Here is a 20,519-nt window from a genome sequence, read left to right as displayed (position 1 = left end):
GCAGCGTCCGCCGGGCGCAGTAAAAACACGAGGGGCCTGCAGTCATGCAGGCCCCTCGCTCGTTCACCCGGGCAAAGCCGCCGGGTGATCAGGCGATCTCGAACTCCAGCTTGAACGACGCGCCCTCGTCCTGCCCCAGCACCTCGACCAGCCAGGGCATCACCTTTTTCAGGGTGGCCGGCAGTGTCCACGGCGGGTTGATGATGAACAGCCCGCTGCCGTGCATCCCGAAGCCATCGTCGGCCGGCTTGTGCACGTCCATGCTCACATGCAGCCATTTGGTGTCGGGCAGGCGCTTGAGCTTCTCGGGCAGCTCGCGGGACTGCATGCTGTGGAGCTTCGGGTACCACACCATGTAGGTGCCGGTCGGGAAGCGGCGCAGGCTTTCCTTGAGCATGGCCACCACCGTGCGGTAATCGGTCTTGACCTCGTAGGGCGGGTCGATCAGCACCAGCGCGCGGCGCGTCGGGGGCGGCAGGAAGGCGTTGATGCCGGTGAAGCCGTCCTGCTCCAGCACGATGGCCTTGCTCCCCTCGTCCTCGAACGTTTTCCGCAGCAGCCGGCAGTCGGCCGGGTGGAGCTCGAACAGGCGCATCCGGTCGTCGGCGCGCAAGAGCGGCGCGGCACAGCACGGCGAGCCCGGGTAGAGGCGCAGCTTGCCGGTGTTGTTGTTCAGGTCGCGCACCACCTTGAGATAACTCTTCACTTCGGAGGGCACGTCCTTGCGCCCGAGGAGGCGCGCGACGCCCTCATCGAACTCGGCGTTCTTGCGGGCAAAGGCCTCGTCCAGCGCGTAGCAGCCCGCCCCGGCGTGGGTGTCGATGTACCAGTAGGGCTTGTCCTTCTGGTTGAAGTATTCGAGCAACTGGACGAGCACGAAGTGCTTGAGCACGTCGGCGTGGTTGCCGGCGTGGAAGGCGTGGCGATAACTCAGCATGGCGTTGGCGCAGCGGCGCAGAAACGAAAGATCAGGGGCGCGATGCTAACACCTCGACCGCCCGGCCGCCGGTTTTGCGTGGGCGGCCGGGCGGCGGAGGTCAGCCCGCGGCGTCGTACTTGCGGGATGAGCCGCGGAAACGTTCGACCGGGTACTTGGCCTCGTTCTTGACGAGCTTGGCGCGGGTTGCGGCCTCCAGGTCGATGCCCGCCCGGTCGGCGATGAGCAGCAGGTACATCAGTACGTCGGCGCATTCATCTTCCAGCGCCTCGCGGCCGTGGAGATCGGCCGGCAGCGCCTCGATCTCGTCGTCGGCCTTCCACTGGGTGAGCTCGAGGAGCTCGCCGGCTTCGAGGTTGAGCGACACGATGAGGCTGCGCAGGGAATGGAACTGCGCCCAGTCGCGGGCGTCGCGGAAGGCGGTGACGAGGCGGCTCAGCTCGGCGAGGTCGGCGCCCATCGCTCAGCCCTTGCGGCCGTCGAGGAAGGCGGCCACCGCGCCGTCGTGCTCGGCCGAGCCGTGGGTGAGGGCCTGGTAGGCGGCGGAGAGCTCGAGGATGGAGTCGAGCCGGCTGGTCTGGGCCTCGCGCATCAGGCGCTTGGTCATGCGCAGGGCCTGGCCCGGGTTGGCGGCGATGCGCTCGGCCAGGGCATTGGCCTCGTCGAGCAGGGTTTCGTGGGGCACTACCCGCGACACCAGCCCCATCGCCAGCGCAGCCTGGGCGCCGACAAGCTCGCCGGTGAAGCTCATCTCGGCGGCCCGGGCGTAGCCAACCACCCGCTGCAGCAGCCACGCGCCGCCGTCGCCGGGGATCAGCCCCAGCTTCACGAAGCTCTCGGCGAAGCTGGCCTTCTCGGAGGCGATGCGGATGTCGGCCATGCAGGCGAGGTCGCAGCCGGCGCCGATGGCCGGGCCGTTCACCGCGGCGATGGTCGGCACGTCAAGGCGGTGGAAGGCCAGCGGGATGCGCTGGATGCCGCGCCGGTAGTTGTCGCGGATCTCCATCCCGCTGCCGGCCGCCAGCCCGCGCTTGTCGCGGAAATCCTTGACGTTGCCGCCGGCGCAGAAGGCGCTGCCGGCGCCGGTGAGGATCACCACCTTCACAGTCGGGTCGGCCTGCACCCGCTCGCAGGCGGCCACCACGGCGTCCCACTGCGCCTGGCTGGAGAGCGCATTGCGGGCCTCGGGGGCGTTGAGGGTGAGCGTGACGATGGCCTCACGCTGCTCGAAAAGCACGAAATTCTGGCCGGTCATGGGTTTTTTCTCCTGTTGTCGTGGGGGGCGTGGCACTCGAAAGACCGCCTCCGAAGCCCACTAAGCCCTTGGTTCCCTTGCGGAAAGCGGCAGCGCGGGCGCTTTTCCCTTGCACTCGATCATTACCCTGATATTATGGCGCGCTCTTCGCCTGGCCATTCGGCGGCACGGGCGAAACTCAACCAAAAACAGGAAAAATACATGCCGATTTACCGCCTCGGAGACCACAGCCCGCAACTGCATGAGGGTGTCTGGATTGCAGACAATGCCACGGTGATTGGCGATGTCCATCTCGGACGCAACGTCAATGTGTGGTTCGGGGCCATCCTGCGGGGCGACAACGACCCGATCACCATCGGCGAAAACACCAATGTCCAGGACGCCGCGGTGCTGCACACCGACGACGGCGTGCCCCTCGACATCGGCCGTGACGTCACCATCGGCCACAAGGCCATGCTGCATGGCTGCACGGTGGGTGAAGGCTCGCTGATCGGCATCAATGCCGTGGTGCTCAACCGCGCGGTGATCGGCAAGCACTGCCTGATCGGCGCCAATTCCTTGATTCCCGAAGGGAAGGTCATTCCCGACCGTTCGCTGGTGTGCGGTTCGCCAGGCCGCATCATCCGCGAGCTGACCGACCACGAAATCGCCAAGCTCAAGGCCAGCGCCACCAATTACGTGCACAACGCCCGGCGCTACGAGGACAAGCTGGTCCAGCTCTGATTGCCCCAGGGCCGGCCTTCACCCAGCCCGCTCACCGTCGGGGATCAAGAAAGCCTTGGGGCGACCCTGTGTTGTCCCGGTGGCGTGCCGGGGCATGCCTCGCCGGCCGCTTTCAGCCGATGGTGAGGATGATGGGCTGGTGATCGGAGGCGGCGGTGTTCTGGTCGACGGCCACCGCCTCGACGCGGTCGACGAGGTCGGCGCTCACGAAGAAGTAATCACAGCAGTAGGCTCGATCCGGCCACTCCGCACCGTTCAGACCAACCGTGCACAGGTGTGCGATGTCGCCGTAGCAGGCTCGCCAGGCGTCCTCCCAGCCCGACACATCGGCGCTGATGGGAGCCGTCATGCGGTAGTACTCCGGGCTGCCCGGTTCGCAATTGAAGTCACCGCAGATCACCGCCGAGGCCGGCCTCGGCAGCGTCGCGAAGGGTGAGCCGGCCTTGGCGTCTTCACCCTCGGCAGCGGGGTGCATGGCGGCCAGACGGACCGCGTCGCATTGCAGCGTATGCAGCGCAGCGATCTGGGTCATGCGCTGGATGCGCGAGTAGTACTCCAGGTGGGTGTTCATCACCCGCAGGGGGCCTTGCGGGCCCTCGACGATCACCTCGAGGCACACCCGCGGCATGCTCGGCACGCCCTCTTCGGGCGGGCGCGGCAGGCTGTGCCGGAACACCTGCCCCACCGGCACGCGCGACAGCGTGAGGTTGCCGAACAGGCTGCGCCCACCCTGGCCGTCGGGCATGTCGACGGCCTCGGCGAAATGGGCGCTGTAGCCGGGAAAGGCCGCCGCCAGCACGGCAACCCCATCCACGGGCGAGCCGCCCTGCAGGCCGGCGAATCCGACGGCCACCTCCTGAAGGCAGATCACATCAAAATCGCCCAGCGTACGGATGGCGGACACCGTTCGCCGCAGCGTGGTCTCACCGTCAGCGCCCCGTCCCCACTGGATGTTCCAGCTCAGTAGTTTCATCAAGGACTCTTTTCTCCAGGTTTCACGAGGCCCCTCGGCAAGCCGTCAGGGGATCGTCGCAAAGGAGCATAGCAAGGCCAGCCGGCTTCCTCTTTGGTAAATCGTCAAGTGGCCGTGTCCGATTGCCGAAACCGGCACAGGACTTGCTGAGAACGAGGATTTATGTCACGACGGCTGCCGCCCCGGCCAAGGCTCGCGGCGCCGCCCTAAAGCACTCTGCCCACCTGCCGTAAATGGCCTTGTCGCCCGCTGATTATAGCCATCATGTCCACACCCCAAGAACTCGTTGCCTGTGTCGAAAAACTTGCCAGCCTGCCGGCCGTCTATCACCGAATCCGCGATCTGCTCGACGACCCCGACAGCTCGGTGCTCGAGCTCGCTGAGGCCGTCTCCGGCGATGCGGCGATCACCGCCCGCGTGCTGCGGGTGGTGAACAGTGTGCTGTATGGTTTTCCGGGCAAGGTCGAGACCGTCTCCCGGGCGGTCAACCTGATGGGCATGCAGCAGATCCACGATCTGGTGCTGAGCACCCTGGTGGTGGCAGCCTTCAACGGCATCCGGCCGGCCCGCATGCACATGGGGCGCTTCTGGAGCGATTCGGTGTTCCGCGGCCTCGTCGCGCGGGCCGCGGCGCGCCGGCTGGGCATGGGCGACCCGGAGCGGATGTTCGTCGAGGGGCTGCTGGCCGATATCGGCCATCTGGTGATGTTCCAGGTGGCGCCCGAGCCCAGCGCCGCGGCCCTCGAGAGCGCAGCCCGCGACAAGGAGCCCATCCAGGACGCCGAGGCCCGCATCGTGGGTTGCAACTTTGCCGAGGTGGGTGCGGCGCTGGCGTCGGCCTGGCGGCTGCCGGGGGGCTTTGCGAAGGCGATCGGCGCCCAGCTGATGCCGGCCCTCGCCGGCCCCCACGTCAACGAGGCGGCCTTGCTCCACCTGGCCAACCAGGTCCTCGCCACCCGGGAACACGACACCCCCGACGAGGCAGCCCTGGCCCTGCTCGACCCGCTGAGTGTCGCGATGCTGGAGCTCGAGCCTGCCCAGATCGCCGACATCCGGGCGGAGGCCGAAGAAGGGCTCGGCGCGGTGATCGCGCTGTTCTTTCCCGCCCAGGGCGGCAACTGAAGCCCGCTGCGCTGCGCCCTTTCAGGGAAACGCAGGGCCAACCCAGGTTTGCTTTGCCCCCGGGGGCGGAGCCCTACCCTGGGGGCACTCAGACGCGCTTGATCCGCGTCTCCAGTTCTTCCCCCGGTTCGATGCGGCCGCGCCACGTCACGGTGGTGCTGGGCACGATGCGGTCGTAGCCCCGGGATACCCAGCCAGCCAGGGGCGAGTCGCTGCCGCGGAGCAGGCTGACCTCGCCGTTCGGCGGCAGAACGATCTCGAGGTTCACCGGCCCGTTGGCCACCAGCAGGCCGTCGGGGGTGCAGGTGACGCTGCACTCCTCGCTGAAGTGCCAGTTGAGCGCCACCAGCTGGGCCCGGGAGCCGCTGATCTCGTCCCGCACCACCAGCACGTCGCCCAGCTTGTCGAGCTCCCAGCTGCGCCGGTGGGCCGGCTTGCCCGGCAGGCGCTTGTAGCCGTCGTGTTCGGCGACCAGCTTGTCGAGCACCCGGTTGCCGCCGCGCTCGATCACCGTGCTGCGGTACTTGCGCACCCACATGAACTTGCCGCCGGAGACCGCCTGGTCGTGGCCGTCGATGCACAGCGTGTTGTGCATCGCGGTGCCGCGGAAACCGTCGCGCCAGGCCCGGGGGCCGTGATAGGTGCCGGTGCCCGGATCGACCAGAAACTCCCGCCCCGCCACCGACAGCGTGAACGACAAGGCGTCCGCGTGCCCATGGGCGGCGATGCCGCCAAGGCCCAGGGGGCCGGCGTCGGCCACCACGCGGAACTCGTCGGGGGTGTCGAGGTTGGCGCCCAGCACGAACATCCCGCCTTCCGGGAAGTCCTTGCGTACCGTGGCCGGCGCCGCCCGCAGCAGCAGGTTGTCGAACTGGGCGCAGGCCTCGCCGCCCAGCAGCCAGCGGGTGCGCAGGTCGACCACGCCCGCCTTGCGGGCCAGGGACGGATTGGCGAAGAGCAGCGCCGCGGTGGCGAGCTGGCTCTGGAAGGGACAGCCGCCGGCCCCAAGGGACAGTCCCGAGACCAGCCCGTCGTCGGCATCGCCGAACATGGGCACGTTGCCGCCGCTATCCATGATCGCCGCCACGTATTCGGCCATCGCCTCGAGGCGCTGCCGGTAGCGCTCGGAGAAGGGCTTGCCGGTGGCCCGGGCGGCCAGTTCGGCCATCAGCAGGAAATCCCACACGAACTGCTGGTAGGCGCTGGACTGCTCCAGGTTGACGCCGTCCTCGCTGTTCTGGGTGGCGATCTCGTGCTCGAGGCCGTCCCGGGCGCTGCGCCGCCACAGCTTGGCCTCCTCCCAGAAGGGCCAGGTGGCGCCCGCCACGAACAGCCCGGCCAGTTCGCCGATCAGGTGGTTGTTGGCCGACGAGTGCCCCGAGCGGTGGCCGCGGATGAACTCGGCGTGGCGCCACACCGAATTGAGCCAGTCGGTACGCAGCACCTTGCCCAGCGGGTTGGCGAACAGCGGCGACTGCAGGCCGCCGATCAGCTGCCACACGGTCGCCCAGTTGATCAGGCGGATGCCCGCCTCCAGCGCGCTCGACCAGTTGGCGCCGAGGGGATAGGGGCACTGGACGAACCAGCTGTCGAGGGCCGTGCCGATCGCCTCGAGGTAGCGCGAATCGCCGGTGACCTGCCAGGCCTGGGCCAGGCACACCAGCTCCAGGTGGCGGTTGGGCTCCCACAGGTACTTGATGTCACCGGTCTCGGCGGGGTCGCGGAAGGACATCGCCTTGCCGAAGTGCATGGGCAGAAGCGCGCCCTTGTCGGGGTTGCGGTTCCACTCGGGCGGGAAACCCAGCGGCAGCGCCCCGCGGGCGAAGATCCGCCAGTGGCCCGACAACACCTCGTTGGCGCGGGCGACTGCCTGCCCGGCGCTCTCCGGGATCTCCCGCGGCAGCCAGCGTGCGCCGGCCCGCTCGAAGCGCGGCTGGGGCACGCTCACCGGCCCGCGCCGCCGCGCCATGGCGTGGCTCGCCTGCTTGCCGGCGCGGCCCATGATCTCGGAGACGGACATGCAGCGCAGGCGGTTCCAGTACCACTCCACCTGGTTGAAGGACGGCATTGTTTTCATTGTTCACCACTCAGTCGGCTGACGATCTGCCGGAACTTGCCATTGCGCGTGCGCTCGATCTGCGCGACGCGCTCGATTCGAATCCTTACCCGCGGCCCCAGCCGCTCGAGCGCCCGGGCCAGCAGGGCCTGCTCGTCGGCGAAGCCGAACTCGCTGCCGGCGACGATGCGGATGCGCACCTCGTCCAGCCTCTCCTGCACCACCTGGGCCTCCATCAGCCCGAACAGCCCGGCGAAGATCCAGTCCAGCATCACCACGTGGCGGCCGTCGGGGGTGCGGATCACGTCGTCCACCCGCCCCAGCACCCGCTCCACGACCCGGAAGCTGCGCCCGCAGGGGCAGCGGTAGCCCGGGTCGGCGGGCACCACCACGTCGTCGGCCCGGTAGCGGATGAGCGGCATGCTGCGGTTGCCGAAGCCGGTGCCGATGAGGTTGGCGGTGCCGTCGCCGTTGGGCTCGAACTCCACGCAGCCGTAGTCCTCCAGCACGTGGTAGTTGCCGTGTTCGCAGGTGCCGATGGCGGCCACCCGCTCGAAGGCGCCATACCAGTCGAACACCCGGCAGCCGAAGCGCTCGGTGATCACCTGCCGGTCGGCCGGGCTGAGGGTTTCCGACGAGGTCACGATGCCCCGCAGCGACGGGCCCCGATAGACCCGGTCGTGCTCTTCCAGCCAGCGGGCCAGATAGCTGATCGACGAGGGGTAGGCCTGCAGCAGCACCGGGTCGAAGCGTTCGAGGGCCTCGATGTAGGCGGCGCCGTTGCCGGGCGACAGGTGGTAGGAGGACAGCATCAGCATGTTCTCCGCCCGGTTCAGGCGCCACAGGGGGCCTTCCGACTGGTGCGCCGGCACCACCGGGTCGCCCCGCAGCCAGGCCCGGCGCTCGCCCGGGCGATAGCCCGCCCACGCCGCCTGGCGCTCGACGAAGGCCTGCTCGACGGCGATCGAGGCCCGGTCGCGCCAGCCCAGCATGGCCCGGCCCGTGGTGCCGCTGGTCGAGCCCTTGAAGCGCAGCCACGGGCCGCCCTCGGCCAGCAGGCTGGCGCCCGCCTCGATCACGTCGTCCCTGGACAGCTCCGGCAAGGCGTGCAGGTCATCGAGGCTGCGCCAGGCCAGCGGGTCGACGCCCAGCCGCCCGAACAGCTCGCGGTAATAGGGCACCCGCCGGGCCGCATGCAGGGCCAGGCTGCGCGCCTCCTCCAGCTGCAGGGCCTGCCAGCCCTCGGGCGGCAGCCACTGGCTCTGCTCGAGGGCCCGGCGGGCCCGGCGCAGGCTGGCCTGTTCGGTGAGAAGGGCGCGCAGATGGCTCTGCGCCGCCAGCAGGCGCTCCTGCAGCGCGGGGGCGACGCTTCGGTAGAGGGCAGAATGACTCGAAAACATTTGTCCGGACGCTCGTAAGTTATTTCGTCGCGAGCCGGGCCCAGGCGGCGTCCAGCACCGCGCGCACCCGCGCGACCCCGTAGCCGGCCAGCACCTGCTCACGCCCCCGGGCGCCCATCCGGGCCGCCTCGGCGGGGTTGTCGAGGAGCGGGGCCAGCGCCACCACCAGTGAGGCCACGTTGTCGGGCTCGGCCAGGCGGCCGTTGTCCTCGCGCACCACCTGCGGAATGCCGCCGACCCGCGTTGCCACCACCGGCAGCCCGGCGGCCTGGGCTTCCAGCAGGGCCATCGGCAGGCCCTCGAAGCGTGACGGCAGCACGAAGATGCCGGCCCGGGCCAGCAGGCGGGCCTTGGCCTCGCCGTCGACCCAGCCGGGCAGCTCGACGCGCCCTGCCACACCGGCGTCGACGGCGGCCTTCCGCACGCCGTCCACGTCACCCTCGCCGGCCAGCACGGCGCGCAGCTGCGGGTGGGCGGGCGCCAGCCGCGCTAGGGCCTCGACCAGCACGAAGACGCCCTTCTCGGGCTCCAGCCGGCCCAGGAACAGCAGGGTCTGCGCCTCGCGGGGCACGTCCGTCGGCAGCACCGCCGGCAGCACCGGGTTGGGCAGCACGCGCACGTCCGGGTGGCCGATGGCCTGCCGCAGCCAGTCGGCCCAGCTCTCCGACAGCACGAGGACCACCCTCGCGCCCTGGATGCTGCGCCGCACCCAGGCCCGCTCCAGGCTTGAGAGGCCGGCGTGGTAACGGTCGAAGGCGCCGCCATGCAGGTGGAACACATAGGGCTTGCCGGCGAGCCGGGCCAGCGCCAGGAACAGGCTCTTGCGGCGGAAGCTGGCGTTGGAGGCCGAGTGGGCATGCACCGCCGCCACCCGCCCGGTGAGCAGCAGCCCGCCAAAGCGCAGCAGCGCCAGCGCCAGCGCCGCCAGCTTGGCCAGCGCGCCGCCGTCCACGTAGGTGGCCAGGTGCAGCACCGGCCGCCCGGCGGTGAGGCCGGCCTCCTGCCAGACCCGCAGCACCGAGGCGATGCCGCCCCGGGCCCGCAGGTCGGGGCCGAGCATCACCAGCGCCGGGGCGGCGTCACGCGGCACGCGCGCCCTCCTCGGCCTTGATGTGCTGGATCATCAGCCGGCGCTTGCCCCGGGCGGTGCGCTCGATCTGCGGCACCACGCGGAGCTCCGGCTCCACGCAGCCGAGTAGCTTGGTGCGGAAGTAGCGGTCGAGCACCGCCAGCGCCTCGGGTGACAGCGGTACCGCCGATTGCAGGCGGACGATCAGCTGCCCCGGCTCGAACTGCTCGTACTGGCTCGCCTCCACCTGCAGGAACTCGGGCGGACGTAGCCCGCCGAGGGACGCCACCGGAATCCGCCGCCCGTCGTGGCCGACGAAATAGTCGTTGTTGCGCCCGTCGATGCGCTCCAGCACCGGGTAGCCGGGCAGCGCCGGGTGGGCCGGGCCGGCCGACCACATGGCCAGGTCGCCGGTGCGGTAGCGGATGAAGGGCATCACCTTGTTGTCGAAGGCGGTGGCCACCACCTCGCCCTGCACGCCGGGTTCGGTGATCGGCCGGCCGGCTTCGTCGATCAGCTCCACGTGGCCGTACAGCGGCCACACGAAGTAGCGGTGATCGTCGGGCATCGAGCCGGCCATCACGGCGCGTTCGGAGTGGCCGTAGTGCACCAGCACCGGGCAGCCGAAGACGCGCTCGATGAGCGCCACCATGCCCTCGTCGGCGCTCTCGGAGAACAGCTGCACGCCGCGCACCGCCTCGGTGAAACCCGGCGCCGGGTGGAATTCCAGCCAGCAGGCCAGCTCATATACCGCCGACGAATAGCCCTGGATGAAGCTTACCCGGTGGGTGACGGCGGCCTCCACGTGGAGCGGCATGTAGGCCGCGTCCAGGTGGTTGGGGCTGATCCACAACATCCGCTTGATCGGCTCGTAGCTGTGCAGCGAGCCGCCTTCCGCGCTGGCGCCACGGATGTTGCGGCCGCGCAGGGACAGCACCACGTCTTGGCGCGTCAGGCCGATGCGCTGGCCGAAGGCCTCGATGTAGGCGCTCTCCTTGGCCCGCGAGACGCCCTTGTGCAGAAAGAAGCGGAAGGGCTCGGCCACCGAGCCGCTGGTCTGCATGGGCAGGCGCTCGGCCTCGCTGCAGGCCGTCGACATGTAGCGCTCCGGGTCGCGCTTGTAGTCCAGCTTGGTCATCAGCGGGAACAGCGCCAGCAGCTCTTCGGCCGGTATCTCGAGGGCGAACTGGGCCGCCATTGCGGCGTAGGCCGGTACCGTGGCCACCGCCCACTGCAGCGTCTCGCGCAGGCGGCTGTCGGCCAGCCGGGCGATGTCGTCGGCCGACTGCAGGCCAGCCTCCGCCCGGTAGCGCGGAAAGTCGCGGCCGTGGCGCAGGCGGTCGGGCAGCAGGCTGTAGAGCCGCCCGAGGGGGGCCTTCACCCACTGGGGGGCGTCCATGTAGCGCTTGAGCCAGCGGTAGCCCCAGTCTTCGATGCCCATGCGGTGTCTCCCGTCGGCTAGCGGCGGACCCATTCGCGCGCAAACAGCGCGACGAAGGCCATGTCTTCGATGAAATAGCGGCGGAACATCCGCCGCGGCTCCTGCAGGAAACGGTAGAACCACTCCAGCCCGGCCTTCTGCATCCACACCGGCGCACGCTTCACGTGGCCCACCGCCACGTCGAAGGTGCCGCCGACGCCCATCGCGAAGGGCACCTTCATGGCCGCCTGGTAGCGGGCCAGAAAGGCCTCCTTGGTGGGCGAGCTGATCGCCACGAAGAGGATGTCCGGCCGCGCCGCGCTGATCTGGGCGACCACTTCTTCCTCTTCGGCCTTGCTCCAGTAGCCGTTGCGGTAGCCGGCGATGGTGAGGCCCGGGTAGCGCGCCGGGTACAGCCGCGCCACGCCGCTCACCACCTCCTCGCGGGCGCCGAGCAGGAACACCCGCCAGCCCTTCTGGGCGGCCCGCGCCATAAGTGCCTCGAACAGGTCGACGCCGGTGACGCGCTCCTTGAGCGGCTTGCCGAGCAGGCGTGAGGCCCACACCACCGGCATCCCGTCGGCGTTGATCAGGTCGCAGTCGTTGATGATCCGGCGCAGGCCCGGGTCGCGGCTGGCCTTGACGATCTTGTCCACGTTCACCACCACGTGCTGGTGCGGCCGCCCGGAGCGGATGAAGCCCTCGACCACCGCGAGGCTCTCCTCCATGTCGAGGTTGTCCACGGCGCAACCCATCATCTGGATTCTCATGCTGGCGTGCCCTCGTCGTTGCCGGCCGCGGTGAGCGGCGCGGACTGGGGGAGACGCCAGGGCGCAAAGCGCGGCCGGCGAACCAGGAAATCAAAGGCCGTCAGGCCCGGCTGGTGGCTGAGGGTGTGCACGCAGTCGATACCGGGCCGCCAGCCAGGGGCGATGTGGCCCTCGGTGTGCTCGGCGTATTCGCTGGGCGTCAAGCGATCGATGCACTGCAGGCTCAATGCGTGGCCGTATTCGGGCACGCACACCTGGGCCGGGCGTAGCAACCGGCCCTCGTGCATGAACACCGGCCCCGCCGGCCGGGCAAAGCGCGCGTCGGCCACCACCGGGTTGGCCGCGTGGGGCAGCCATGGGCCCAGCGGCGTTTCGGCGTGGAAGGCGTGCAGCTCGTCGTGCTTGTCGGCGCCGGGCTCGCTCACGTTGCCGAGCAGCCACCAGCGCCCGTCATGGGCAAACAGGGTGGCGTCCACCAGGTCGATGCCGGTGAAGATGTCCTGCACCTTCTCCCAGCGGTCGGGCAGGCCGACGCAGCGGTACAGCTCCACCGTGCGGTTGGCGCCGCTCTCGGGCACCATCCACAGCTCGCCGTTCCATTCAAAGACGAAGGGGTAGGACAAGTGCCACGGCCGCCGCATCACCGGCACCGGCGGCTCCCAGTCACCGTTGGGGTGCACCCGGATGGCCTGCAGCGTGCCCTTGCCTTCGCGGTAGATCACCTCCTCGATGAACACCCACCAGCCCCCGCCTTCGGCCGGCCACACCATCGGGTCGGCCCAGAAGCGGTCGGCGGGCGGGTAGATCAGGCGCGCCCGGGCCGGGTCGAGGCAGATGGCCTCGCCGAGGGCCAGCGCGATGCCCCACTGATCGCGGTGCAGCGCCTTCAGCGCCGAGCGGGACACCCCCCGCTGCAGCAGCGTCGTGAAGCGCGCGGCGGCGGCGGGCGCCTCGGCCGGCACCCAGGCGGCGGCCGGCGTGCCGGCATCCGTGCCCTCGCCGGCGCTGCCCCGGGCCAGGCGCAGCAGCGCCCGGCGCACCATGCCCATGCCCTTGGCGATCGCCCGGCGGCGGTTGCGGCGGATCGAAAAGCTGCACGAGGCGCCCAGCGAGGCGTCCACAGGCGCGCCGTCGGCCACCGCCTCGAGGCGGATCTCGGTGCTGTCCTCGCCGTCCACCACCGGCGCGGCGCCGGCCAGCGGGTCCACCGCCGGCCGGCCGGCCAGCATCAGCGTCCAGTGGTGGGCCGGGCCGGGGGCCAGCGCGAAGGGCGACAGGCGCAGGTCGACCAGCACATCGCAGCCCTGCCCGGCCAGCCAGCCGGCCGCCACGTTGGCGTCGGCGCCGGACCATTCGGCCGCGCCGGCCGGTGCCTCAAGCGGCACCAGGCGCAGGGGCGAGCTGCCCCGGTCGAACACCAGCCCGTCGAGCCGGTCGGCCCAGTCGGCCTCGGGCAGCGCCACACCGTCACGCAGCAGCGCCACCAGCTCGATGTCCGGTAGCCCGGTGCAGTCGCCCACCAGCCGCGCGACCCAGGCTGGCACCGGCCCGCCGGGCACGAAGATGGCGAGCCGAAGGGCGGACGACGGCGTACGGGAAAGAGTGAGGGGGCTCATGCAAAAACCTCCGGGGCACGGCGCAGCACGGCACGGCGCAACAGCAGGTTGCGCGTCAGCGTGGCACCAAGAAGAACGGAAAAAAGGCCGATCACCGCGTCGGCGCCGGGGGGCACGATGGCCATCACGCCCCCGCAGGCCAGCACGAACAGGATCAGCGACAGGACATTCACCCGCAGCGGCAGGCGCGTCTCTTCGACGGTCTGCAGGTAATTGGCTTCGGGCAGCACCAGCTGGCCCACATAAAAACTCGCCAGCTGCAGCAGGAAGATCGCGCTCGCACCGGCCAGCGCAAAGTTGGCCCGCTGCCCCTGCCACACCAGCACGCCCCAGGCTGCTACGGCGAGCAGGCTGAGGCCGCTGTTCACCCGCAGCAGGTTGCGGCGCAGGCTGCCCAGCACGCTGCGCACCTCGTCCACGCCCTGGTGATGCACCACCCGCGCCAGGGCCGGCAGCGCGTTGAAGCTGAGCGCCCGCGGAAACAGCAGCAGCACGCTGGTGAGGCTGCCGATCAGGGCCACCAGGCCGCCATAGGCCGCACCGGCCACCTGCACCGTGCACGGCACCAGCACCATCGACATGCCGCCGCTGACGAAATTGAGGGCCGCCTGTTCGCCAGCGGTGCGCAGGCTGCCCGCCGGCAGGCGTGCGTCGCCGCCCTTGGCACGCAGGGCCAGCAGCGCCAGAGCCACTGCTCCGAAGAGCGCCGTCGGCACTGCCAGGGCCGCGTAGGCCAGCCACGGCCGGCCGTCGCCAAAGAGCCCCAGCCCCGCCACGAGCAGCACGACGAGCAGCGTTTCGAGCGCCAGCAGCCAGCGGTAAGAGCCGAGCGCCAGGCCGTAGTGACGGGCCAGCGTGTAGGCCGTCCAGCCGGCCAGCAGCAGCGCGGTCCAGGCGGGCTCGAAGATCCAGTCGCCCCACGCCAGCAGCGGCAGGCTCAGGCAGGCCAGCAGCGTGAACAGCCCGGCGCCGCGGGCCAGACCCAGCATCACCGGCGCGCTGCGGGCCGCCACCGGTACGCGGGCCAGCACCAGGGCCGACCAGCCTACTGCCGAGAAGAGGCCCAGCATCATCGCGATGGAGAGGTCGTTGGCAAAGCGGCCCAGCGCCTCGGTGCCGCACACCGCCTGCACCAGCGCAAAGTGGAGCAGCCGCTGGCCGCCCGGCGCGGCGGTGACGGCCAGCACCTCGACGCGCTGCAGCAGCTGGGCACGGCGGCTCATTGGCTGGCCCCTCGCGCCGTGCGGTGCTGCCACGCGGCGGTGGCGGCCACCAGCGCCAGGGGCATCACCAGGCTGGCCTGGGGCCGGAACATGATGCCGTTGCTGAAGGCCGTGGACGCAGCCAGCGCGGCCAGCAGCGGCGCCGCCACGCCCGGCGGAAACACGCCGGCCCACGTCACCAGCATCGCCAGCACCAGCCCGAGCCCCACCAGGCCCTGCTGGTTGAGCAGGCGGATGAAGTCGTTGTGCGAATCCTTGGCGCTCCACCACCACACCTCGGAGACGATCCAGTCGGAGCCCTCGCCGTGGCCGAACAGCCATTCGGCCAGGCTGCTGTCGGCCAGGATGGCGGCCTTCTGCAGCCACATCGACACACGCCCGGACGACATCTCCACCATCTCGTCCCAGGTGGGCAGATGGATGATGCCGAAGAGCAGCGGCACCAGCGCCGCCGCCAGCCCGAAGGCCACCACCAGCAGCACCGCCAGCGGCAGCACGCGGCTGCGCTGGCCGAGGTACACCAGCCCGAAGGCCAGCGCCGCCACCATCGAGGTGCGCACGCCCCAGCCGTAGAAGACCAGCACGCACGAAAAGGCCACCAGCCCGATCAGCAGGCGGCGCCCCAGCTGGCCAGCCTCGAAGAGATAGAGCGACAAGGCCGCGCAGACCACCATCAGGTAGGACGCGGTGTGGAGCGACGCAAAATAGACCGGCCAGAATTTCTCGCCGCCCCGGTTGAGGGACGCGGGCAGGAACACCAGCGCGAAGCACGCCAGGCACCACACCAGGGTCAGCGTGATGCGGCACAGCTGCAGCACCAGCGCCGCATCGCGCGCATAAAGGCGCATCAGCACCAGCGACAGCAGCGCCGGGGTGACGATCTTGAGGTACTCGAAGATCGCCGTCTGCAGCCTGAGCCCGGTGAGGGCTTCGGTGATCAGGAAGGACGCCAGCCCCAGGATCACCACCACCACCAGCCGCGGCGAGTGGCGCAGGATGTCGTCGGCGTAGGCCAGCAGCGCGGCAAACAGCCCGCCCAGCAGCAGCAGGTCGGCCGCCCGGTTGTAGACCGAGTCGACCTCGGCATCCAGCGTCGGCTGGCTCAGCAGCACGGCCACCAGCAGCTTGGCCCACAGCCCGCCGAACAGCGCCCAGGCGAAAGCCCGCGTCACGCGCGCTTCGAAGCGCGCCGCGGTGGGCTTGGCCGGGTGCCGGGAGGCGGAGGGCATGGCGATCATCAGAAATCCAGCAGCACGCCGCCGATCACGGTGACGCCGGCGTCGCGCAGGCTCGCGCCCAGCCGGGCCAGGCGCGGGTGGGCGCTGGCGTGGCGCCGCGCCACCACGATGGCGCTGCCGCAGGTGGCCGCCACCAGCTGGGCGTCGGCGCCCACCTCGGCGGCCGGGGTATCGATCAGGGTCATGTCGAAGGTGTCGCGGGCCACCGCCACCTGCGCCCCGAAGGCCCGGCGGGCCAGCAGCTCCTGCGGGTTGGGCGGCACGATGCCGGCCTGCAGCACCGACAGCTGCGCGAAGCGCGGGTGGGGCAGGATCGCGCCCTTCTCGCCGCGCTCGGCCAGGCGCGAGGCCAGCCCGCCGGCCGGCGCCAGTCGGAACAGGCTCTGCTGGCGCGGGAAACGCAGGTCGCAGTCGATCAGCAGGGTCCGCTCGCCCAGTTGGGAGAACAGCACGGCCAGGTTGGCGGCCAGCCAGCTGCGGCCCTCGCCCCGCCCCGCGCCGACCACCGCGACGGTGTTGAGCTGCGGGTTGGCCGCCCGCCGCAGCACCAGCTGGCTACGCAGCTGGCGCAGGGCTTCGACGCGCCCGGAGTTGGGTTCGAAGGCCGCCACCAGCTCGGGCGAGACGCCCTGGTCGCCCACCGGCAGCACCGGGTAGTCGAACTGGTGGGCCAGGGCCACCTGCACGTCGGCCTGGCTCACCAGGCCGAGGTCCACCGCGGCCTCGCCGAAGGGCACGCCGAGCTCGCGCTGGCGCGCCATCACCCGGCCGACCGCCTCGGCCGGCAGCACGCCGCCCGAAACCAGGAGCTCGCCCAGGTGCGGAAAGGCCATCCGCCCTGCCGCGTGACTCGCAGCGGCACCGTGGCCGTGAAAATGTTTCATGTCCATCCCCCTCATCTCGTCAGGCCCGACGCAGGGCGGCCGGCAAGAGGCCGCCGAGCAGCCCCGGTGATGCATCAGCCCCGCTGCCGATCTCGGCCAGCACCGGCGCGCCGAGCGCCTCGGCCAGGTCGTCGGCCCCACGGATGCGCCGGTCGAAGAGCTCCCGCACGATGGCCACCGCCACCCCGAGCAGGCCGCCGATGACGAGGGCCAGCCCCAGGTTGAGGAGCGGCCGCGGGCTGGCCGCCTCGGTGGGCGCCACCGCCGACGACAGCAGGGCCACGTTGCCCTGGCGCGACTTGCTCTCCAGGCTGGTCTGGGTGAGGCGGGCCAGCACCAGGTCATAGGCTTTCTGGGCGCTGTCGACCTCGCGCAGCAGCACGCCCATCTCGTCGCGCTGGCGCTTGAGCTCGAGCACGCGCTGCTTCTGGGCGTCGAGCCGGGCGCGGATGTCGCCCTCGCGGGCCTGGTTGATGCGGCTGTTGGTGCCCACCACCGCCGCCACCTGGCCGGATTCGGCCCGCAGTCGGGCGCGCAGGGAGTCCACCTCGCCCTTCACGCGCTGGTACTGGGGGTGGTTTTCGCCGAGGTAGCCGGCGAGTTCGATGAGCTTGGCCTCCTGGCGGGCGAGGTCCACCTTGAGGGCCTGGATCAGCGGGCTGGCGGTCACGTCGTTCATGCCGCCGCCCTGGCGCTGGCGCGAGCTGGCTTCGCTGGTCTGGGCCTGGGCGGCGGTGAGCTGGGTCGACAGCTCGGCGAGGCGGGCGCTCTCGAGGTCGAGCTTGTCGTCGCCCACCAGGCCGTTGGCGCGCTGGAACTCGGCCAGCCGGGCCTGGGCGCCTTCGAGTTCGCCGCGCAGCTGGCGGGTGTGCTCGTCGAACCACACGGCCGACTGGCGGGCCGGCTCGACGCGCAGTTCGAGGTCGGTCTCGAGGTAGGCGCGGGCCAGCGCGTTGGCGTAATCGGCGGCAAAGCGCGGGTCGTCGGCGGTCACGGTGAGGGTCAGCACGTTGCTCTCATGGGACGGGCTGACCTTGACGTTCTTCTTGAGGCGCCCGGCGATCCAGCGGTTCGCATCGCCCTGCCCGCCCGAGGCCTTCTGCCAGCGCCCGGCCCAGCGGGGATCGGCGGCCAGCTTGAGGGCGGCCACCGCGCGGGCGCCCACCCGCTCGCTGGCGATGATGTCGGCCTGGGTGGCCAGAAAGCCCGGCGTGGTGCCGCTGCTGCCCGGCTGGCTGGCCAGCTGGTCGCCGCCGCGGGGCTCCACCACCACTTCGGCGGAGGCCAGGTACTGGCGCGGCAGCACCAGGCTGACCACGAGCGCCAGCACCACCACGCCGCCCCAGACGGCAAACAGCGCCCGGCGGCGGGACTTGAGGACGGCGAGAACTTGCGTGAATCCCATGGGGGTGTCCGGGTCAGAACAGCGCCTCGCGGACGACGATCACGTCGTCCGGCTGCACCGGGTCGTTGAGTTGCGGGTTGGTCACGCGCACGGCGCCGTCCTCGCCGCGGCGATGGATGCGGATGCCGCGCTCGGTGCCGCGGGGGCTGAGGCCGCCGCCCAGGGCGAGGGCCTGCAGCACCGTCATCTGGCGCTCGACCCGGTAGGCGCCGGCGCGCTGGACTTCGCCGTACACATAGAACTGGGGCGCGCGGTGCACATAGAGGGTGTCGCCGGCCATCACCGCCACGTCCTTCTCGGGCGTCCAGGCGACGAAGAGGTCGGCCACGTCGATCTCGGCCCTTACCCGGCGGCCATTGCGCACGCCGGTCAGGATCACCCGGTCGGCCCCCTGGGGCGCGGTGCCGCCGGCCAGCGCCAGCACGTCGGTGACCTTCATCGCGGTGCTCTCGAGCGGGTAGCGCCCGGGCCGGGCCACCTGGCCGAGCACCGCCACCTGGGCGCCGCGCACCTGCTGGATCACCAGCGTCACCTGGGGCTGCAGCACGAAGCCGCCCTTTTTCAGGCCGTCGGCGATCGCCCGCTCGGCGGCCGCCACGGTGAGCCCGCCGATCTGCACGCTGCCGACCAGCGGATAGCTGATCGCCCCGGTGTCGGAAACCCGGGTCTCGAGGCCGAGGTCGGGGTTCTGGAAGACGCTGATCTTCACCCCGTCGCCGGGCCCGAGGCGGTATTCCAGGGCCGGGCCCTCGTCGGCCCGGGCCGCCGGAACCAGCGCGACGAGCGTCAGGCCGAAGAGCACCAGGCCGGCCCAGAAACGTGTGCGCAAGCGCGCCGTCAAAACACCCACTGCAGACTCCCGCTCAATGTCCAATAGTCAAAATCCAGCCCCGCTGCGCTGGAGCCCCGGTGCTCGCGCATCAGCGTGGCGACGCCGCGCGTGCGCGGCCCGATCTGCCAGTTGCCGGCCAGTGCGGCCAGCACGCCCTTGTCTTCGCGCCGGGCCGCTGCCCGTGCCCCGAAGCCCGGGTCGCCCCGGTATTCCGCGTCGCGCCATTCCAGGCGGCCCTCGACGCGCAGCTTCGGCGAGTACTCCCACAGGCTGCCCAGCCGCAGCCCGCGCACCGCCACGTAGCTGGATACAAAGTCCTGGGCCGGCTCGGTGTCGTAGCGCAGCGCTGCGCTCACCCGCGTCCGCGGGGTGAGCTGCCAGTCCAGCCCGGCCAGCCCGTTGCGGCCCGAAAAATCGCTCTGGGCGTAGCGCCCGTAGCTGCGGCTTACGTTGCCGAGCCGCAGCTGCAGGCGGGTGCCGCTCTTCAGCGGCAGCGTCGCCTCGGCGAACAGTTCGTCCTGGTCGAAGCTCGTCTCGGCCAGCGCACCGCTGCCGGTGGGCACGTTCGGGTAACTGCCGCTGGCCCGCCGACGGGTCACCGCCACCACCGCGCCGGACTCGGGCGCGTAGCGCAGCACCGTGTCCAGCCCGGCAAAATCGATTTCGTTGCCCGGCCGCGCGCCGTCCGGGTAGCGCCGGCTCCCCTGCCCCGCCTGCACGCCCAGATGCCAGCCGGCGCCCAGGTGGTAGAAGGCGCTTCCCGTTGCCTGCTGGGTCAGTGCGACGCTGCGCCGCTGGTTGCGGTAGTAGGCGAAGTCGTCCAGCGCCTCCCGGCGCTCGGCCGACAGCTCGCCCTTCCAGTCCGGCCCCGCCGTCCAGCGCCAGCGGCCGATGGCCGTCTGCGTGGTGTGGTCGAGAAACCCGAAGCTGCCGAAGCGGTGCACCCCCAGCTCGTAGTCGAGCACCCACTGCTGCCCGGCCCGGGACTTCTCCAGCCCCAGCCCGAGCCGGGTCTGGCTCGCCCAGCTGCCCATCCCCGCGAGGCCCGCGGCCCGCGCCGCCGCAGGGCCGCTCAGGCGAAACAGGTTGCTGTCGTAGGCCAGGGTCTCGCTGGCGCTGATCCGCGTGCCGATCCCCTTGCCCAGCGGCACGTCGCTCGCCTCGCTGCCCTGCTCCACGGCCGCCATCTGCTGCATTTGCTGCGACGCTTCGCCGAGGCTGCGGCTCATGCCCAGTTCGGGCGGATCGAGCTCATCGCTTTCGAACAAGGTCACCGGACGCCGGGCTTCGCCCAGCAGGGTGCTCACCCGCAAGGGCGGCACATCGCTCGCCAGGGCCGGCAAGCCCGTCCCGAGCAACAGCAATAAACCTCCGACACGAACGTCAAAATCACCCAAATCCGCCAACCAAAATTGCGAGTTTGTGCATCTTGAGGGACGCACACCCGAAATCAAGCGAAATTTTACGCAATCTGCAAAAGAGGCTTCCCGGAAGACACACTTTTGCAAATATTTTCACGACGATGAGAAATTTGACGTTTTTGTTGTCTAGAGTGCAGTAAATTCCTCGACACTCCGGCGGAACTCTAAATAAAGA

General features: G+C 70.6%; 18 protein-coding genes. 2 read left to right on the top strand and 16 right to left on the bottom strand.

What is annotated here, in order from left to right; all coding sequences use genetic code 11:
• Positions 1-88: 88 nt before the first annotated feature.
• From ZRA01_RS04350 to ZRA01_RS04340, 3 genes are all read right to left on the bottom strand, one after another.
• Complete coding sequence (locus ZRA01_RS04350; RefSeq protein WP_141349660.1) at positions 89-937, bottom strand: 23S rRNA (adenine(2030)-N(6))-methyltransferase RlmJ; 849 nt, start codon at positions 935-937, stop codon at positions 89-91.
• Positions 938-1,037: 100 nt separating this feature from the next.
• On the bottom strand, positions 1,038-1,397 hold the full coding sequence (locus ZRA01_RS04345) for a nucleotide pyrophosphohydrolase (RefSeq protein WP_141349658.1): 360 nt from the start codon (positions 1,395-1,397) through the stop codon (positions 1,038-1,040).
• Between the two features lie 3 nt (positions 1,398-1,400).
• On the bottom strand, positions 1,401-2,192 hold the full coding sequence (locus ZRA01_RS04340) for a crotonase/enoyl-CoA hydratase family protein (RefSeq protein WP_141349656.1): 792 nt from the start codon (positions 2,190-2,192) through the stop codon (positions 1,401-1,403).
• Positions 2,193-2,393: 201 nt separating this feature from the next.
• Between ZRA01_RS04340 and ZRA01_RS04335 the strand changes: the two genes are divergently transcribed.
• On the top strand, positions 2,394-2,915 hold the full coding sequence (locus ZRA01_RS04335) for a gamma carbonic anhydrase family protein (RefSeq protein WP_141349654.1): 522 nt from the start codon (positions 2,394-2,396) through the stop codon (positions 2,913-2,915).
• Positions 2,916-3,027: 112 nt separating this feature from the next.
• On the opposite strand, the gene ZRA01_RS04330 is transcribed toward ZRA01_RS04335, so the two are convergent.
• Positions 3,028-3,888: an endonuclease/exonuclease/phosphatase family protein gene (locus ZRA01_RS04330; RefSeq protein ID WP_141349652.1), complete on the bottom strand. Its 861-nt coding sequence runs from the start codon at positions 3,886-3,888 to the stop codon at positions 3,028-3,030.
• A gap of 264 nt (positions 3,889-4,152) precedes the next feature.
• Between ZRA01_RS04330 and ZRA01_RS04325 the strand changes: the two genes are divergently transcribed.
• Positions 4,153-5,010, top strand: coding sequence for an HDOD domain-containing protein (locus ZRA01_RS04325; RefSeq protein WP_141349650.1), 858 nt, complete (start codon positions 4,153-4,155; stop codon positions 5,008-5,010).
• An 88-nt stretch (positions 5,011-5,098) separates the two neighbouring features.
• On the opposite strand, the gene ZRA01_RS04320 is transcribed toward ZRA01_RS04325, so the two are convergent.
• From ZRA01_RS04320 to ZRA01_RS04265, 12 genes are read right to left on the bottom strand one after another with little or no spacing between them, the layout of a single operon-like run.
• Positions 5,099-7,087 (bottom strand): heparinase II/III family protein, encoded by a 1,989-nt coding sequence (locus ZRA01_RS04320; protein ID WP_141349648.1) that lies wholly within the window; start codon positions 7,085-7,087, stop codon positions 5,099-5,101.
• Positions 7,084-8,466: a phenylacetate--CoA ligase family protein gene (locus ZRA01_RS04315; RefSeq protein ID WP_141349646.1), complete on the bottom strand. Its 1,383-nt coding sequence runs from the start codon at positions 8,464-8,466 to the stop codon at positions 7,084-7,086. Before ZRA01_RS04315 ends, ZRA01_RS04320 begins: the two co-directional genes overlap by 4 nt.
• A gap of 19 nt (positions 8,467-8,485) precedes the next feature.
• A complete protein-coding gene (locus ZRA01_RS04310) occupies positions 8,486-9,556 on the bottom strand; it encodes a glycosyltransferase family 4 protein (protein ID WP_141349644.1) in 1,071 nt (356 codons plus the stop codon).
• Positions 9,546-10,976, bottom strand: a complete 1,431-nt coding sequence (locus tag ZRA01_RS04305; RefSeq protein WP_141349643.1) for a phenylacetate--CoA ligase family protein — start codon at positions 10,974-10,976, stop codon at positions 9,546-9,548. The genes ZRA01_RS04310 and ZRA01_RS04305 overlap by 11 nt, the downstream gene beginning before the upstream one ends.
• A 17-nt stretch (positions 10,977-10,993) precedes the next feature.
• Positions 10,994-11,725 (bottom strand): WecB/TagA/CpsF family glycosyltransferase, encoded by a 732-nt coding sequence (locus ZRA01_RS04300; protein WP_218028646.1) that lies wholly within the window; start codon positions 11,723-11,725, stop codon positions 10,994-10,996.
• On the bottom strand, positions 11,722-13,341 hold the full coding sequence (locus ZRA01_RS04295; RefSeq protein WP_141349641.1) for a glucosamine inositolphosphorylceramide transferase family protein: 1,620 nt from the start codon (positions 13,339-13,341) through the stop codon (positions 11,722-11,724). The genes ZRA01_RS04300 and ZRA01_RS04295 overlap by 4 nt, the downstream gene beginning before the upstream one ends.
• Positions 13,338-14,564 carry a hypothetical protein gene (locus ZRA01_RS04290; protein WP_141349639.1) on the bottom strand — a complete coding sequence of 409 codons (1,227 nt, stop codon included), beginning with the start codon at positions 14,562-14,564 and terminating at the stop codon, positions 13,338-13,340. The genes ZRA01_RS04295 and ZRA01_RS04290 overlap by 4 nt, the downstream gene beginning before the upstream one ends.
• On the bottom strand, positions 14,561-15,802 hold the full coding sequence (locus tag ZRA01_RS04285; protein WP_141349638.1) for an O-antigen ligase family protein: 1,242 nt from the start codon (positions 15,800-15,802) through the stop codon (positions 14,561-14,563). Before ZRA01_RS04285 ends, ZRA01_RS04290 begins: the two co-directional genes overlap by 4 nt.
• Entirely contained in the window at positions 15,802-16,686 is an 885-nt protein-coding gene (locus ZRA01_RS04280) for a chain length determinant protein tyrosine kinase EpsG (RefSeq protein ID WP_246093277.1), read from the bottom strand. Before ZRA01_RS04280 ends, ZRA01_RS04285 begins: the two co-directional genes overlap by 1 nt.
• Before the next feature lie 19 nt (positions 16,687-16,705).
• A complete protein-coding gene (epsF, locus tag ZRA01_RS04275; protein WP_141349636.1) occupies positions 16,706-18,091 on the bottom strand; it encodes a chain length determinant protein EpsF in 1,386 nt (461 codons plus the stop codon).
• 13 nt (positions 18,092-18,104) lie between these two features.
• A complete protein-coding gene (epsE, locus tag ZRA01_RS04270) occupies positions 18,105-18,920 on the bottom strand; it encodes a polysaccharide export protein EpsE (protein WP_218028645.1) in 816 nt (271 codons plus the stop codon).
• A gap of 8 nt (positions 18,921-18,928) precedes the next feature.
• Positions 18,929-20,287 (bottom strand): porin family protein, encoded by a 1,359-nt coding sequence (locus ZRA01_RS04265; protein ID WP_141349634.1) that lies wholly within the window; start codon positions 20,285-20,287, stop codon positions 18,929-18,931.
• Between the last annotated feature and the right edge of the window lie 232 nt (positions 20,288-20,519).

Origin of the sequence: Zoogloea ramigera (assembly GCF_006539865.1) — a bacterium.
Lineage (GTDB): Bacteria > Pseudomonadota > Gammaproteobacteria > Burkholderiales > Rhodocyclaceae > Zoogloea > Zoogloea ramigera.
This window is presented reverse-complemented; position numbering and strand designations above follow the sequence as displayed.